Raw genomic sequence first — 13,503 nt, 5'->3', positions numbered from 1 at the left:
TTTCTTAAAAGTTAAGTTTTACATTCATTGAATAAAATTTAGTTGGAGGCGTTTGACCGTATCCACCTATTCCAGATCCAATTTCAGGATCATTGTATCCTCTATTTTCTTTAGGAAGTACTACAAGTAAATTTCTTCCACTGATACCAATTGATAAACCTTGAATAAATGTGTTTTCTAAAACTTTACTAGGTAACGCATAGCTAAGAGCAACTTCCCTAAGTTTTAATGCAGTAGCGTCAAGTACAAAGTTTTCATCTACTCCAGTGAAATCTCCACTTTGAACAAAAGATTGGTATTGTGCATAAGCTGTTGGTCCTCCATAAGATGGTCCTGTTAGTACCGTAGTATTTGTTGTTCCTGATCCTATAACTGTGGAGTTAGGAAAAATAAAGTGTCCTCTTCCATTTTCCGCAGTAATAAAACTACGACCTTGTCCAGTTAAGTTATTGTAAATTCCAGAGTAGAACACATGTCCTGTTCTAAAATCTGCAACAGCACTTAGTCTAAACCCTTTGTAGGTAATATCTGTTCCAAAATTTAAAATATAATCTGGAGTTGTTTTACCAAGTACTTTTAATCCAGACGCTGTTCTAGGTGAACCATCAGGATTTAAAACGACTCTACCTTCTTCGTCTCTTTCATAAGCACTACCTCTAATTAAAGGGAATTCTTGTCCTTGGATGGCATAAATTCCAGGAGAACCACTACCAAGAATATCTGCATCATCAGTAATTTTTGTAGCTATTGTTTCTTGAGATGCATAGCCAAAGTTTAAGTTCCATCTTAAATCATCTGTTTTAATAGGAGTTAAACCTAAATCAACTTCATAAGCATTTGTTTGAGTTTCACCTACATTGATACCTGCACTAAATACGCTGGTAGCAGATGATACTGAAGCACTTAAAATTTGATTGTCATTGGTGTAGAAAGAATAACTACCATCTAGCGTAATTCTGGGAATTCCACCACGCTTCAGCAGTTCTAAATTTAGATTAGCTTCTAAGGTGTTAATGAATTCAGGCTCAATTGCATTATCAAAAGTTGATGAAGGAATAATAAAAGAGTTAACTCCACCAGGATATGGAAATGCAGCAGGTCTAAAACCTGTATCAAATAAATCATGTGATCCTAATGCTGAAATGTTAGCAGTTTTAACATAACCACCAGATATTTTCATTCTGTGTAAAAAGTCAGACTTAATGTCTGGAAAAGCTTTTGTAGGTATAAATGAGGCTCCTACTGAATAGTAGAAAAAACCAATGTCTCCAATTTTTCTACCAGCAGATTGTAATCTAGAATCCCATTCTTGACGTCCAGTTAAATTTAAAAATAAATAATCTTTATAGCTTAAATCTATATTAGCAAAAATACCTTGTTGCCTACTAATTGAGCTAAAATCGGAAACAGAAACACCACTAGAGATATTTTCTACGGTATATAATCCAGGTAGGGTTAGGATATCTCCTGCTGTTGTTAGAGAGAACCCTCTACTTTCTGTACTATTAAAACCAACTAATGATTTTAATTCAATGTCTTCAGTTAATTGATAATTGAAATTTGCAATTAAATCTGTGTATAGTGTTCTAGAGTTGTTACTTGTTACACTTAAAGAGGATTGAATATCTCTACTATCTCCAGTTACAGTGTATTCAGATACGTATGCATTTGCATATGTAAAGCCTTTTCCACTATTTGTAACAACATTACTTCTTAGTACTGCGCTAATGTTGTCATTGAATTGGTAAGATAGTTCTGCAGATAAATCTGACCTTGTATTTTCAGAAAGTGATCTTTGATTATCTTTAACCCAATACGGACTATTACCAAAGGCAGTCCAGTGATCACTATTACTTCCAGAGTTAAACTCTGTAACATCTATATCACTAGGTAATTGTGCTAATTCTGTATAAACTCCACTGAGGCGAACATTTCCGTTGTTATCAAAAATTGTACTTGCAACATTTTGATCTTCATTAGTAAAACGAATATTTCCAGACATAGAAAATTTACCAAATGTCTTTCCTGCACTCAATGCAAAAAAGTCTTTTTTGTAGTTGTCATCTGGTATTAGACCATCTGTATTTCTTCTATTTGCCGTAAGAGAATAAAAACCTTCACTATCTCCACCTGAAAGCGTCAAAGTATTTTGAATGGTTGTACCTGTGTTAAAAAAGTCTTTCATATTATCCTTTTTAAATTCATAGGTACTATATGTGTAGTCATTAACTGTTGGGTAAGGTAAACCTACTGGTTGAATAGAACCATCATATTCTGGTCCCCAAGACCCTTGATCAAAGGCATCAATTTCTCCCCAATATCCTTTACCATATCTATCTTGTAATTGTGGCAAAAAGCCAATATCTTCTAAAGTAAGTGTAGTAGAATACGAGATATTAAGTTTGCCTTGATTTTTTGTTCCTTTTTTTGTGGTTACAATGATAACACCATTTCCTCCACGAGATCCATAGAGAGCAGCTCCATTAGGTCCTTTTATAATGTTGATAGATTCTATAATTTCAGGGTCTAAATCAGACAATATTGTTGCCGAAGAAATAACATTGTCAATCACAATAAGAGCAGAATTTGATCCAGAGAGTGATCGTGTCCCTCTCAATCTAATAGTTGTAGAAGGATTCACACCTGTATTGGTTGTGTTAATCTGTAAACCTGAAACTTTACCAGCTAAAGATTGAACTGCATCTGGATTATTTGCCGACGTGATTTCTTCTGCCTTAAGATTTTCATAGGCAGTAGTAATTTCATCGGGCTTTCTTTTAATACCCACTGCAGTTACAATGACTTCGTCTAATGCATCTGCATCTTCTAGCATTGTAACGTCTATTGTATTAGATTCACCAACTTTGATTTCTTGTGTTTTCAAACCAACATAAGAGAATATCAAAATATCTCCAACGTTACTTTTAATAGTATAAACACCATCAAAGTTCGTTTGTGTACCTGTTGAGGTACCTTTAACAATAATGTTGACTCCTGGAAGAGGTACAGCAGATTGATCTGTCACTGTTCCAGTAATTGTTTTTTCTTGTGCAAGCGTAAGTTGCACAGCTAACAAGAGTAATAGTGTTAGCGCTTTACTGAGAGTTTTTTTCATATTTGTGAGTAATTAAATTGGTCTTCTTTCAAAGTTCTAAATAAAAAGTTAAGAAACCAATAATATGTGGGTGTTTTTTGTTAAATTATTGAATAACACATTTTGCGACCATATAAATCAAAATGTAGTAGTCAGACTCAAGTGAATTTTAGAATCAGATAATTTGAATTTTTGATTTTCGGTTTTACCACTAGTATAATTAAATCGAAATAATCCAGCTTTAGTAATAAGTCCAAATCCAAATCCAAACCCGAAGAGTTTTTCTTTTTGATTAGCCAACTGATTTTCAAAATAAGCAGCGTCAATAACAGAATGTACATAAATAGAGTTATTGAGTTTATATCTATACTCTGTATTAAGAACCGCATATAAATTTGCGATTAAACTATTTTCTTCAAATCCGCGAATAGAGTTTATACCACCAAAGCGAGGTAGTTCGTTTTCTAAATAAGTGTCAGAGATTAAGTAGTTAGAGCTTATTCTGCCGTAGATACTATTCTTATCATTAAGGTTAAAGATTTTAAATGTATTGATATAAAAATTAGATTGTTTTTCATCGATGTTTTCATAAGTTCTATTTCCGAAGCCAGTAGAGATATCAAACAAAAAATTTACAGGAAAAAGAAGATTATAATTTTGACGCTCTGTAAATGTGTAATTAATAAAGTATTGATTAGAAGTGAAATCTGTAATTAATGCAGATGGAAGGTCGAGTAGGTCTGTAGATTGAACAGATGATATTCCACCAGAAATAACATGTTTGCTATTAATTTGATAATTTAATTTAGCGGCTTGAGTCACCGTAACAAATGATGAATCTCTTTTAAAAATATTCAAATTCAAATCGATGCCAACAGGAGTGTTAAATATATAAGGCGCTTTTAATCTTAAATCAAAAGTCTGCTGTTCACTTTCATCGCTCTTATATAAAAGTTTTAAAGATTCTCCATAATTCAAATTATTTGTCAAATTCAAATCCAAATACCCATCAAATTCAATCTTGTTTGTTGTCTCATTAGTACCAAACCCTAAGAAGCCATCAAAGGTGTTGCTCCTAGATTTTTCTATGTACATATATAATATGGTAGAATCTTGAGAGAAAAGTACTTCAGGATCTCTTTTTTGATTAGCAAAAGGTAAATCGTTAAACGCCCTTGTCTTTTGTTTAATTTTATCTAAGCTAAAGGTTTGTCCGGTTTTAATTTTTAGATACCGTTTAATAAAGGACTTAGGGAATTTTTCATAACCTTTCAAAACAAGTTTATCTATAGTTCTAGAGTTTAATTTAGAAACAGTTAGTGAGCCTTTTAAATTTTTAGTGTCCATCTTTTCGATATCAGTAACAATTAATGAACTAAAGGGATTTCCTTGATTGGCCATTTGCGTGTTAATAAAACTCAAAGTAGATTCAACATGTTCAATAGGAATAATTAAATCATTTTTTTTGTCTAAAAATCCAGTCAACTTTAAAATAGGTAAACTCACCAAATCATTATGCGAAATAGTAATAGATTCATATTTATTTTTTATACTGAAATGTGCCAGATAAGAAGAATCGGTCTGTTTAGTGAAGCTAAGTTGCTCGGTTTCTATAAAGCCTACTCTGATTAATTTTTTTTTCAGTTCAGCGACTTCGGCCGCTATTGAAGAATAATCTTGAAACGTTTTTTTGTAACCTATAGAATCTATCGTTTCCGTTTCATTTTCCGAAGAACCAATACATGTAAGGTTTAAGTTTTGACCATTACTATATGTGATACACATTAAAAATAGGAGTGCAATAAAAAGGTGTTTTATTTTTGGCATCAAAAATTCTATTATTCAAATCTAACGCAAAATTAGTATCAATACCATACAAATCATGAATTTGCTATTAAAGAAAATGATAATTTTTTTCTTTAGTATAAATATTAAAGTAGCGTATAGTTTACGTTAAGGTCTGTTTTTCTGTTGAGATATAAAGTAAAAAAGTGTGTTTTATTGTATTCAATTTAATATTAATATCGTAATAGTTTAACTGCGTATAAAAAAACTTTCTAAAATTAATCGTTCGGTGTTTGAATAATAGATATTTATTTCTACCTTTGCAGCCCTCTAAAGAGAGGATTTAATAAAAATTATATAGAAATATATGCCAACAATTTCACAATTAGTACGAAAAGGAAGAGCCAAAATAACCAAGAAGAGTAAATCGGCTGCTTTAGATTCGTGTCCACAAAGACGTGGTGTGTGTACTCGTGTTTATACAACGACACCTAAGAAACCAAACTCAGCAATGCGTAAGGTAGCAAGGGTTCGTTTAACAAACGGAAAAGAGGTTAATGCATACATCGGTGGTGAAGGACACAATTTACAAGAGCACTCGATAGTATTGGTTAGAGGTGGAAGGGTAAAAGATTTGCCAGGAGTTAGATATCACATCGTTCGTGGTGCCTTAGACACAGCAGGTGTTGCAGGTAGAACACAACGTAGATCTAAGTATGGTGCAAAACGCCCTAAGAAGTAAAACAAGTTAAGAGTTATCGGTTATGAGTGCGGAAAGCATTAATAACTAACAACAAACAACTAAACACTCAAAAAGAAGACATGAGAAAAAGAGCAGCAAAAAAGAGACCGCTTTTACCAGATCCAAAATTTAACGACCAGTTAGTAACTCGTTTCGTTAATATGATGATGTGGGATGGTAAGAAGTCTGTCGCTTTTAAAGTATTCTATGATGCAATTGATATTGTAGAAGCAAAAAAAACAGACGAAGAAAAAACAGCTTTAGAAATCTGGAAAGATGCCTTATCTAACGTTATGCCTCACGTAGAAGTACGTAGTCGTAGAGTAGGTGGAGCAACATTTCAAATTCCAATGCAAATTCGTCCAGATCGTAAAGTATCTACAGCTATGAAATGGTTGATTAGTTACTCAAGAAAAAGAAATGAAAAATCTATGCCACAAAAATTAGCTGCTGAAGTTTTAGCTGCAGCTAAAGAAGAAGGAGCGGCTGTTAAAAAGAGAGTTGATACTCACAAAATGGCAGAAGCAAATAAGGCATTCTCTCACTTTAGATTTTAATAAGATATGGCAAGAGATTTAAAATACACAAGAAATATAGGTATTGCTGCGCATATTGATGCAGGAAAAACTACGACTACAGAACGTGTTCTTTATTATACAGGTGTTTCTCACAAAATTGGTGAAGTACATGATGGTGCTGCAACAATGGACTGGATGGAGCAGGAGCAAGAAAGAGGTATTACAATTACTTCTGCTGCAACAACTTGTACATGGCAATTTCCATTAGAAAATGCAAAGCCAACTCCTGATACAAAAGGATATCACTTTAATATTATTGATACTCCTGGTCACGTTGATTTTACTGTAGAGGTAAATAGATCATTACGTGTATTAGATGGTTTAGTATTCTTATTTAGTGCAGTTGATGGTGTTGAGCCACAATCTGAAACTAACTGGAGACTTGCAGATAACTATAAAGTGCCTAGAATTGGTTTCGTTAATAAAATGGACCGTCAAGGATCTGACTTTTTAGGTGTTTGTCAACAAGTAAAAGATATGTTGAAGTCTAATGCTGTGCCAATCGTTTTAAACATTGGTGATGAAGAAGACTTTAAAGGTATTATAGATTTAGTTAAGAACAGAGCTATTGTTTGGCATGATGAAACGCAAGGGGCAACTTTTGACGTTATTGAAATACCAGAAGAGCTTAAAGCTGAAGCTAGAAAATATAGAGCACTACTTATTGAAGAAGTAGCTAGTTACGATGAGAATTTATTAGAAAAATTCATGGAAGATGAAAATTCTATAACTGAAGACGAAGTGCACGCTGCACTTAGAGCTGCTGTTATGGATATGGCTATCATTCCTATGATTTGTGGATCTGCGTTTAAAAATAAAGGTGTACAGTTTTTATTAGATGCTGTTTGTCGTTACTTGCCTTCTCCAATGGATAAGGAAGGTATTAAAGGAATGAATCCTGATACTGAAAAAGAAGAAATTCGTAAGCCAAGTGTTGATGAGCCGTTTGCTGCATTAGCATTTAAGATTGCTACAGATCCTTTCGTAGGACGTTTAGCATTCTTTAGAGCTTATTCTGGTCGTTTAGATGCAGGTTCTTATGTGTTAAATAATCGTTCTGGTAAGAAAGAGCGTATCTCTCGTATTTATCAAATGCATGCTAATAAGCAAAATGCAATTGATTATATCGAAGCTGGAGATATTGGAGCTGCTGTTGGATTTAAATCTATCAAAACAGGAGATACATTAACAGATCAAGATCATCCTATCGTTTTAGAATCTATGGATTTTCCAGACCCAGTTATTGGTATTGCGGTTGAGCCTAAGACAAAAGCTGATGTTGATAAATTAGGAATCGGTTTAGCTAAATTAGCTGAAGAAGATCCGACATTTACAGTACGTTCAGATGAAGCTTCAGGACAGACTATTATTTCTGGAATGGGAGAACTTCATTTAGATGTAATTGTTGATCGTTTAAGAAGAGAATTTAAAGTTGAGGTTAACCAAGGTCAACCACAAGTTGAATATAAAGAAGCTATTACTGCTTCTGCAGATCATAGAGAAGTTTATAAGAAACAGTCTGGTGGTCGTGGTAAATTTGCTGATATCGTATTTACGGTAGAACCAGCAGATGAAGGTGTAGTAGGTTTACAGTTTGAATCTGTAATTAAAGGTGGTAACGTTCCTAAGGAATTTATCCCTTCAATAGAAAAAGGATTTAAGCAAGCAATGATAAATGGACCATTAGCAGGTTACGAAATTGATTCTATGAAAGTGACTTTAAGAGATGGGTCATACCACGATGTGGATTCTGATCAATTATCTTTTGAATTAGCTGCTAAGTTAGGGTTTAAAAACTGTGCTAGAGCTGCGAAAGCAGTTATTATGGAACCTATTATGAAACTTGAGGTGATTACACCTGAAGAGAATATGGGTGATATAGTAGGTGATTTAAATAGAAGAAGAGGTATGATGGAAGGTATGGGTGACAGAGCTGGAGCAAAAACCGTAAAAGCTACTGTACCACTTTCTGAAATGTTCGGTTATGTAACCACTTTAAGAACATTATCTTCAGGTCGTGCAACATCAACAATGGAATTTTCACACTATGCAGAAACTCCTAAAAATATTTCAGAGGAAGTTATTGCAGCAGCTAAAGGAGTTGAATCGTAAATCTTAATAAAATGAGTCAAAAAATCAGAATAAAATTAAAATCTTACGATCACAATTTAGTAGACAAGTCTGCTGATAAGATTGTAAAAACAGTAAAAAGTACTGGTGCTGTAGTAACTGGACCAATTCCATTACCAACACACAAAAAGATTTTCACTGTATTACGTTCACCACACGTAAATAAGAAGTCTAGAGAACAATTTCAACTAAGCTCATACAAGAGATTACTTGATATATACTCTTCATCTTCTAAAACAATTGATGCGTTAATGAAACTTGAATTACCAAGTGGAGTTGAAGTAGAGATTAAAGTGTAAGTGAATCTTATCGCTTAATTGATAAAAGCGAAAACATGTCCTGAGCTGCGTGCAAAGGAAAAACGGTAAAAATACAATTCAAGGTCGAATGTATTTTCGGCCTTGAGTTTTTAATAAATAGTAATAATAAATAAATTAATAATTATGTCTGGGTTAATAGGAAAAAAGATCGGTATGACCAGCATTTTCGATGAAAACGGGAAGAATATTCCTTGTACAGTAATCGAAGCTGGACCATGTATCGTTACCCAAGTCAGAACCGAAGAGGTCGACGGGTACAGTGCCCTTCAACTTGGTTTCGATGACAAGACAGAGAAAAGTGCTACTAAAGCTGAAATTGGTCACGCCAAAAAAGCTGGTACTTCTGTTAAGAGAAAAGTCGCGGAATTTCAAGGATTTGAGGGAGATTACAAATTAGGAGATGCAATAACAGTAGAGCACTTTATAGAAGGTGAGTTTGTTGATGTTGCAGGAACTTCTAAAGGTAAAGGTTTCCAAGGTGTTGTAAAACGTCATGGATTTGGTGGAGTTGGACAAGCAACGCATGGTCAACACAACCGTTTAAGAGCTCCAGGTTCTATTGGTGCTGCTTCATATCCTGCGAGAGTATTTAAAGGAATGAAAATGGCAGGACGAATGGGTGGCGAAAGAGTGAATGTTGAAAATTTAAGAGTCTACAAAGTAGTTGCTGAAAAGAACTTAATTGTGGTTAAAGGATGTGTTCCAGGACACAAAAACTCTTATGTAATTATTCAAAAGTAATGAAAGTAGCAGTTTTAGATATAAACGGAAAAGACACAGGTAGAAAGGTAGACCTTTCTAAAGATGTGTTCGCTATTGAGCCTAATAATCATGCAGTTTACTTAGATGTTAAGCAATATCTTGCTAACCAACGTCAAGGAACGCACAAGGCAAAAGAAAGAGCAGAAATTTCTGGAAGTACACGTAAGATTAAAAAACAAAAAGGTACTGGTACTGCAAGAGCAGGTAGTATTAAATCTGGTGTATTTAGAGGTGGTGGACGTATGTTCGGACCAAGACCAAGAAATTACAGCATTAAGCTGAATAAAAACCTGAAACGTTTAGCACGTAAATCAGCGTTAACTATGAAAGCTAATGATAAGGATATCGTTGTTTTAGAAGACTTCAATTTTGAGGCTCCAAAGACGAAAAACTTTACAGCTGTATTGAAAGCACTAGATGTACAAAACAAAAAATCTTTGTTTGTGTTGGGTGCGTCAAATAATAATGTATATTTGTCATCACGAAATTTTAAAGGCGCTGAAGTTGTAATGAACTCAGAATTAAGCACTTATAAAATTTTAAACGCAAATAAATTAATTCTTCTAGAGAGTTCTTTAGAAGGAATTGAATCGAACTTAAGTAAATAGAAGACAATGAGTATCTTAATTAAACCTATCATCACTGAAAAAGCGACAACTAATAGTGAGTTGAATAACTGCTTTACGTTTCAAGTGAACACCAAGGCGAACAAGGTAGAAATCAAAAAAGCAGTTGAAGCTGCTTATGGTGTCTCTGTTGAAAAAGTTCGTACTATAAATGTCCGTCCAGATCGTAGTACTAAGTTTACAAAAACTGGTATTCAACATGGTAAAACAAATGCTGTTAAAAAAGCAATTGTACAACTGGCGGAAGGTGAAGTAATTGATTTATACACTAACATGTAATTAGACAAGAATGTCAGTAAGAAAATTAAAACCAATCACATCAGCTCAGCGATTTAGAGTAGTAAATGGATTCGATGCCATAACTACTGATAAGCCGGAAAAGAGTTTACTCGTACCGAATAAAAGGTCTGGTGGTAGAAACAATCGAGGAAAAATGACAATGCGCCAAATTGGTGGAGGTCATAAAAGAAAGTATCGTATTATCGATTTTAAAAGAGACAAAGCAGGAGTTCCTGGTGAAGTAGCTTCTATTCAATACGATCCAAACAGAACAGCTTTTATCGCATTATTGAATTATCAAGATGGTGAAAAGCGTTACATCATTGCACAAAATGGTTTACAAGTTGGGCAAAATGTAGTTTCTGGAAGAGAAGGAGTAGCACCAGAAATTGGTAATGCTATGCCATTAAGCGAAATACCTTTAGGTACTATAATTTCTTGTATTGAATTACGTCCTGGACAAGGAGCAGTAATGGCAAGAAGTGCAGGAGCATTTGCTCAGTTAATGGCAAGAGACGGTAAGTTTGCAACAGTAAAGTTACCATCTGGAGAAACAAGAATGATTCTTTCAGATTGTTTAGCTACAATTGGAGTTATTTCTAATTCTGATCATCAATTAACTGTATCTGGTAAAGCAGGTAGAAGTAGATGGTTAGGTAGAAGACCAAGAGTAAGACCAGTGGTAATGAATCCAGTTGATCACCCAATGGGTGGTGGTGAAGGTAAATCTTCAGGTGGACACCCAAGATCTAGAAATGGTATTCCAGCTAAAGGATTTAGAACACGTTCTAAAACAAAAGCGAGTAATAAGTATATTGTAGAACGTAGAAAGAAATAATTAAGATAATATGGCACGTTCATTAAAAAAAGGACCTTACATCCATTATAAATTGAGTAAAAAAGTTGATGCTAATGTAGCATCTAACAAAAAGACGGTAATCAAAACGTGGTCTAGAGCCTCTATGATTTCTCCAGATTTTGTTGGACAAACTATTGCAGTTCACAACGGACGCCAATTTGTACCAGTTTATGTAACTGAAAATATGGTAGGTCATAAATTAGGAGAATTTTCACCAACACGATCTTTTAGAGGTCACGCAGGTGCAAAAAATAAAGGTAAAAAATAGTAGCTATGGGAAGTCGTAAAAAACAAATGGCAGACGCTATTAAGGAAGACAGAAAGAAAGTTGCATTTGCAAAATTAAATAACTGTCCTACCTCACCAAGAAAAATGCGTTTAGTTGCAGATTTGGTAAGAGGAAAAGAAGCTGAAAAAGCATTACAAATATTAAGATTTAGCTCTAAAGAAGCGTCTAGACGCTTAGAGAAATTGTTGTTATCAGCAATTGCTAACTGGCAAGCTAAAAACGAAGATGCTGATATTGAAGAAGCAGATTTATTTGTACAAGAGATTAGAGTTGATGGAGGATCGATGTTAAAGAGATTACGTCCAGCACCTCAAGGTCGTGCACACAGAATAAGAAAAAGATCTAATCACGTTACAGTTGTGATTGGAGCTAAAAATAACACACAAGCTTAAATAGAGATATGGGACAAAAGACAAATCCAATCGGAAATCGTTTAGGAATTATCAGAGGATGGGAATCTAACTGGTATGGTGGAAATGATTATGGTGATAAACTTGCTGAAGACGATAAAATCAGAAAGTATATTCATGCTCGTTTATCAAAAGCTAGTGTATCTAGAGTTATTATTGAGCGTACGCTTAAACTTGTAACCGTTACTATCACTACTGCTAGACCTGGTATTATTATCGGAAAAGGTGGACAAGAGGTAGACAAGTTAAAAGAAGAGCTTAAGAAAATTACTGGAAAAGAAGTTCAGTTAAACATCTTTGAAATAAAGAGACCTGAACTTGATGCATTCTTAGTAGGATCAAGCGTAGCTCGTCAAATTGAAAATCGTATTTCTTACAGACGTGCGATCAAAATGGCAATTGCTGCAGCAATCAGAATGAATGCTGAAGGAATAAAAATTCAAATTAGTGGTCGTTTAAATGGTGCTGAAATGGCACGTAGTGAACACTATAAAGAAGGACGTATTCCTTTGTCTACTTTTAGAGCTGACATTGATTACGCTTTAGTTGAGGCACATACTACTTATGGTAGATTAGGTGTTAAAGTGTGGATTATGAAAGGTGAAGTATACGGAAAAAGAGAACTTTCTCCATTAGTTGGCTTGTCTAAGAAACAAGGTGGTAAAACAGGAGGACGCGGTCGTGATAACAAATCTCGTCGTAGAAAGTAATTTTTAAAGAAAAGTAAAAATGTTACAACCGAAAAGAACAAAATTTCGTAAAGTCCAAAAAGGACGTATGAAAGGAAATACCGGAAGAGGTTACACACTTTCCAATGGTATGTTTGGTATAAAATCTATGGATTCAAATTTCTTGACATCTCGTCAAATCGAAGCTGCGCGTATTGCTGCAACTCGTTACATGAAGAGAGAAGGTCAATTATGGATTAAGATATTTCCAGACAAGCCAATTACTAAAAAACCTTTAGAGGTTCGTATGGGTAAAGGTAAAGGTGCTGTAGAATATTGGGTAGCTGTAGTAAAACCAGGAAGAATTTTATTTGAAGTTGGTGGAGTGCCAATGGAAGTTGCAAAGGAAGCCTTAAGATTAGCTGCACAAAAGTTACCAGTAAAAACTAAGTTTTTAATGGCTCGAGATTACGAAGCTTAATTTATTGATATTATGAAACAATCAGAAATTAAAGAATTATCAGTAGCTGAGTTACAAGAGAAACTTGGTGAAACTAAAAAGAGTTATGCAGACCTGAAAATGGCACATGCAATCTCTCCATTAGATAATCCAATTCAGTTACGAAACGTTAGACGTTCAGTAGCACGAATTGCAACAGAATTAACTAAAAGAGAAATACAGTAATTGTATTCTGGCTGAAAGATGGAAAAAAGACATTTAAGAAAAGAACGTATAGGAATTGTTACTAGTAACAAAATGCAGAAATCAATTGTGGTTGCTGAAGTTAAAAAAGTAAAACACCCTATGTACGGAAAGTTCGTTTTGAAAACAAAGAAATATGTTGCTCATGACGAAACAAACGATTGCAATATTGGAGATACTGTAAAGATCATGGAAACAAGACCTTTAAGTAAATCAAAATGTTGGAGATTAGTAGAAATAATTGAAAGAGCGAAGTAA

General features: G+C 34.2%; 16 protein-coding genes. 14 read left to right on the top strand and 2 right to left on the bottom strand.

Going from position 1 to position 13,503, the window contains the following annotated elements; all coding sequences use genetic code 11:
• Nucleotides 1-4: 4 nt before the first annotated feature.
• Together WNY78_RS09345 and WNY78_RS09340 are read right to left on the bottom strand one after the other, a co-directional pair.
• A complete protein-coding gene (locus WNY78_RS09345; RefSeq protein WP_342872928.1) occupies nucleotides 5-3,115 on the bottom strand; it encodes a SusC/RagA family TonB-linked outer membrane protein in 3,111 nt (1,036 codons plus the stop codon).
• Nucleotides 3,116-3,232: 117 nt separating this feature from the next.
• Entirely contained in the window at nucleotides 3,233-4,921 is a 1,689-nt protein-coding gene (locus WNY78_RS09340) for a POTRA domain-containing protein (RefSeq protein WP_342872927.1), read from the bottom strand.
• A 325-nt stretch (nucleotides 4,922-5,246) separates the two neighbouring features.
• Here WNY78_RS09340 and rpsL point away from each other — a divergent pair, with 325 nt between their 5' ends.
• From rpsL to rpsQ, 14 genes are all read left to right on the top strand, one after another.
• Nucleotides 5,247-5,621 (top strand): 30S ribosomal protein S12, encoded by a 375-nt coding sequence (rpsL, locus tag WNY78_RS09335; protein WP_010181934.1) that lies wholly within the window; start codon nucleotides 5,247-5,249, stop codon nucleotides 5,619-5,621.
• Nucleotides 5,622-5,701: 80 nt separating this feature from the next.
• Nucleotides 5,702-6,178, top strand: coding sequence for a 30S ribosomal protein S7 (gene rpsG / locus WNY78_RS09330; protein ID WP_028871100.1), 477 nt, complete (start codon nucleotides 5,702-5,704; stop codon nucleotides 6,176-6,178).
• A 6-nt stretch (nucleotides 6,179-6,184) separates the two neighbouring features.
• Nucleotides 6,185-8,311: an elongation factor G gene (fusA, locus tag WNY78_RS09325; RefSeq protein WP_342872926.1), complete on the top strand. Its 2,127-nt coding sequence runs from the start codon at nucleotides 6,185-6,187 to the stop codon at nucleotides 8,309-8,311.
• Nucleotides 8,312-8,322: 11 nt separating this feature from the next.
• Entirely contained in the window at nucleotides 8,323-8,628 is a 306-nt protein-coding gene (gene rpsJ / locus WNY78_RS09320) for a 30S ribosomal protein S10 (protein WP_007650482.1), read from the top strand.
• A gap of 144 nt (nucleotides 8,629-8,772) precedes the next feature.
• Nucleotides 8,773-9,390: a 50S ribosomal protein L3 gene (gene rplC, locus WNY78_RS09315; protein WP_342872925.1), complete on the top strand. Its 618-nt coding sequence runs from the start codon at nucleotides 8,773-8,775 to the stop codon at nucleotides 9,388-9,390.
• Nucleotides 9,390-10,019: a 50S ribosomal protein L4 gene (rplD, locus tag WNY78_RS09310; protein WP_342872924.1), complete on the top strand. Its 630-nt coding sequence runs from the start codon at nucleotides 9,390-9,392 to the stop codon at nucleotides 10,017-10,019. The genes rplC and rplD overlap by 1 nt, the downstream gene beginning before the upstream one ends.
• Nucleotides 10,020-10,025: 6 nt before the next feature.
• Nucleotides 10,026-10,316: a 50S ribosomal protein L23 gene (gene rplW, locus WNY78_RS09305; RefSeq protein WP_040278745.1), complete on the top strand. Its 291-nt coding sequence runs from the start codon at nucleotides 10,026-10,028 to the stop codon at nucleotides 10,314-10,316.
• A 10-nt stretch (nucleotides 10,317-10,326) separates the two neighbouring features.
• Nucleotides 10,327-11,154: a 50S ribosomal protein L2 gene (rplB, locus tag WNY78_RS09300; protein ID WP_342872923.1), complete on the top strand. Its 828-nt coding sequence runs from the start codon at nucleotides 10,327-10,329 to the stop codon at nucleotides 11,152-11,154.
• Nucleotides 11,155-11,164: 10 nt separating this feature from the next.
• The gene (gene rpsS / locus WNY78_RS09295; RefSeq protein ID WP_028871106.1) at nucleotides 11,165-11,443 is read left to right on the top strand and encodes a 30S ribosomal protein S19; all 279 of its coding nucleotides are present in this window, start codon (nucleotides 11,165-11,167) and stop codon (nucleotides 11,441-11,443) included.
• Between the two features lie 5 nt (nucleotides 11,444-11,448).
• Nucleotides 11,449-11,856 carry a 50S ribosomal protein L22 gene (gene rplV / locus WNY78_RS09290; RefSeq protein WP_321225024.1) on the top strand — a complete coding sequence of 136 codons (408 nt, stop codon included), beginning with the start codon at nucleotides 11,449-11,451 and terminating at the stop codon, nucleotides 11,854-11,856.
• An 8-nt stretch (nucleotides 11,857-11,864) separates the two neighbouring features.
• Nucleotides 11,865-12,584 (top strand): 30S ribosomal protein S3, encoded by a 720-nt coding sequence (rpsC, locus tag WNY78_RS09285; RefSeq protein WP_342872922.1) that lies wholly within the window; start codon nucleotides 11,865-11,867, stop codon nucleotides 12,582-12,584.
• Between the two features lie 19 nt (nucleotides 12,585-12,603).
• Nucleotides 12,604-13,023: a 50S ribosomal protein L16 gene (gene rplP / locus WNY78_RS09280; protein ID WP_342872921.1), complete on the top strand. Its 420-nt coding sequence runs from the start codon at nucleotides 12,604-12,606 to the stop codon at nucleotides 13,021-13,023.
• A gap of 12 nt (nucleotides 13,024-13,035) precedes the next feature.
• Nucleotides 13,036-13,227, top strand: a complete 192-nt coding sequence (gene rpmC / locus WNY78_RS09275) for a 50S ribosomal protein L29 (RefSeq protein ID WP_040278737.1) — start codon at nucleotides 13,036-13,038, stop codon at nucleotides 13,225-13,227.
• Between the two features lie 18 nt (nucleotides 13,228-13,245).
• Complete coding sequence (rpsQ, locus tag WNY78_RS09270) at nucleotides 13,246-13,503, top strand: 30S ribosomal protein S17 (RefSeq protein ID WP_040278735.1); 258 nt, start codon at nucleotides 13,246-13,248, stop codon at nucleotides 13,501-13,503.

The sequence above is a fragment of the Psychroserpens sp. AS72 genome (genome assembly GCF_038900375.1).
GTDB lineage: Bacteria > Bacteroidota > Bacteroidia > Flavobacteriales > Flavobacteriaceae > Psychroserpens.
The sequence above is the reverse complement of the archived record's forward strand: the minus strand, read 5'-3'. Positions and strand labels throughout refer to the sequence as shown.

Bases quoted from the DNA above. Each gene is read 5' to 3' on its own strand.
- WNY78_RS09345 (WP_342872928.1), bottom strand. From the start codon at position 3,115: ATGAAAAAAACTCTCAGTAAAGCGCTAACACTATTACTCTTGTTAGCT.
- WNY78_RS09340 (WP_342872927.1), bottom strand. From the start codon at position 4,921: ATGCCAAAAATAAAACACCTTTTTATTGCACTCCTATTTTTAATGTGT.
- rpsL (WP_010181934.1), top strand. From the start codon at position 5,247: ATGCCAACAATTTCACAATTAGTACGAAAAGGAAGAGCCAAAATAACC.
- rpsG (WP_028871100.1), top strand. From the start codon at position 5,702: ATGAGAAAAAGAGCAGCAAAAAAGAGACCGCTTTTACCAGATCCAAAA.
- fusA (WP_342872926.1), top strand. From the start codon at position 6,185: ATGGCAAGAGATTTAAAATACACAAGAAATATAGGTATTGCTGCGCAT.
- rpsJ (WP_007650482.1), top strand. From the start codon at position 8,323: ATGAGTCAAAAAATCAGAATAAAATTAAAATCTTACGATCACAATTTA.
- rplC (WP_342872925.1), top strand. From the start codon at position 8,773: ATGTCTGGGTTAATAGGAAAAAAGATCGGTATGACCAGCATTTTCGAT.
- rplD (WP_342872924.1), top strand. From the start codon at position 9,390: ATGAAAGTAGCAGTTTTAGATATAAACGGAAAAGACACAGGTAGAAAG.
- rplW (WP_040278745.1), top strand. From the start codon at position 10,026: ATGAGTATCTTAATTAAACCTATCATCACTGAAAAAGCGACAACTAAT.
- rplB (WP_342872923.1), top strand. From the start codon at position 10,327: ATGTCAGTAAGAAAATTAAAACCAATCACATCAGCTCAGCGATTTAGA.
- rpsS (WP_028871106.1), top strand. From the start codon at position 11,165: ATGGCACGTTCATTAAAAAAAGGACCTTACATCCATTATAAATTGAGT.
- rplV (WP_321225024.1), top strand. From the start codon at position 11,449: ATGGGAAGTCGTAAAAAACAAATGGCAGACGCTATTAAGGAAGACAGA.
- rpsC (WP_342872922.1), top strand. From the start codon at position 11,865: ATGGGACAAAAGACAAATCCAATCGGAAATCGTTTAGGAATTATCAGA.
- rplP (WP_342872921.1), top strand. From the start codon at position 12,604: ATGTTACAACCGAAAAGAACAAAATTTCGTAAAGTCCAAAAAGGACGT.
- rpmC (WP_040278737.1), top strand. From the start codon at position 13,036: ATGAAACAATCAGAAATTAAAGAATTATCAGTAGCTGAGTTACAAGAG.
- rpsQ (WP_040278735.1), top strand. From the start codon at position 13,246: ATGGAAAAAAGACATTTAAGAAAAGAACGTATAGGAATTGTTACTAGT.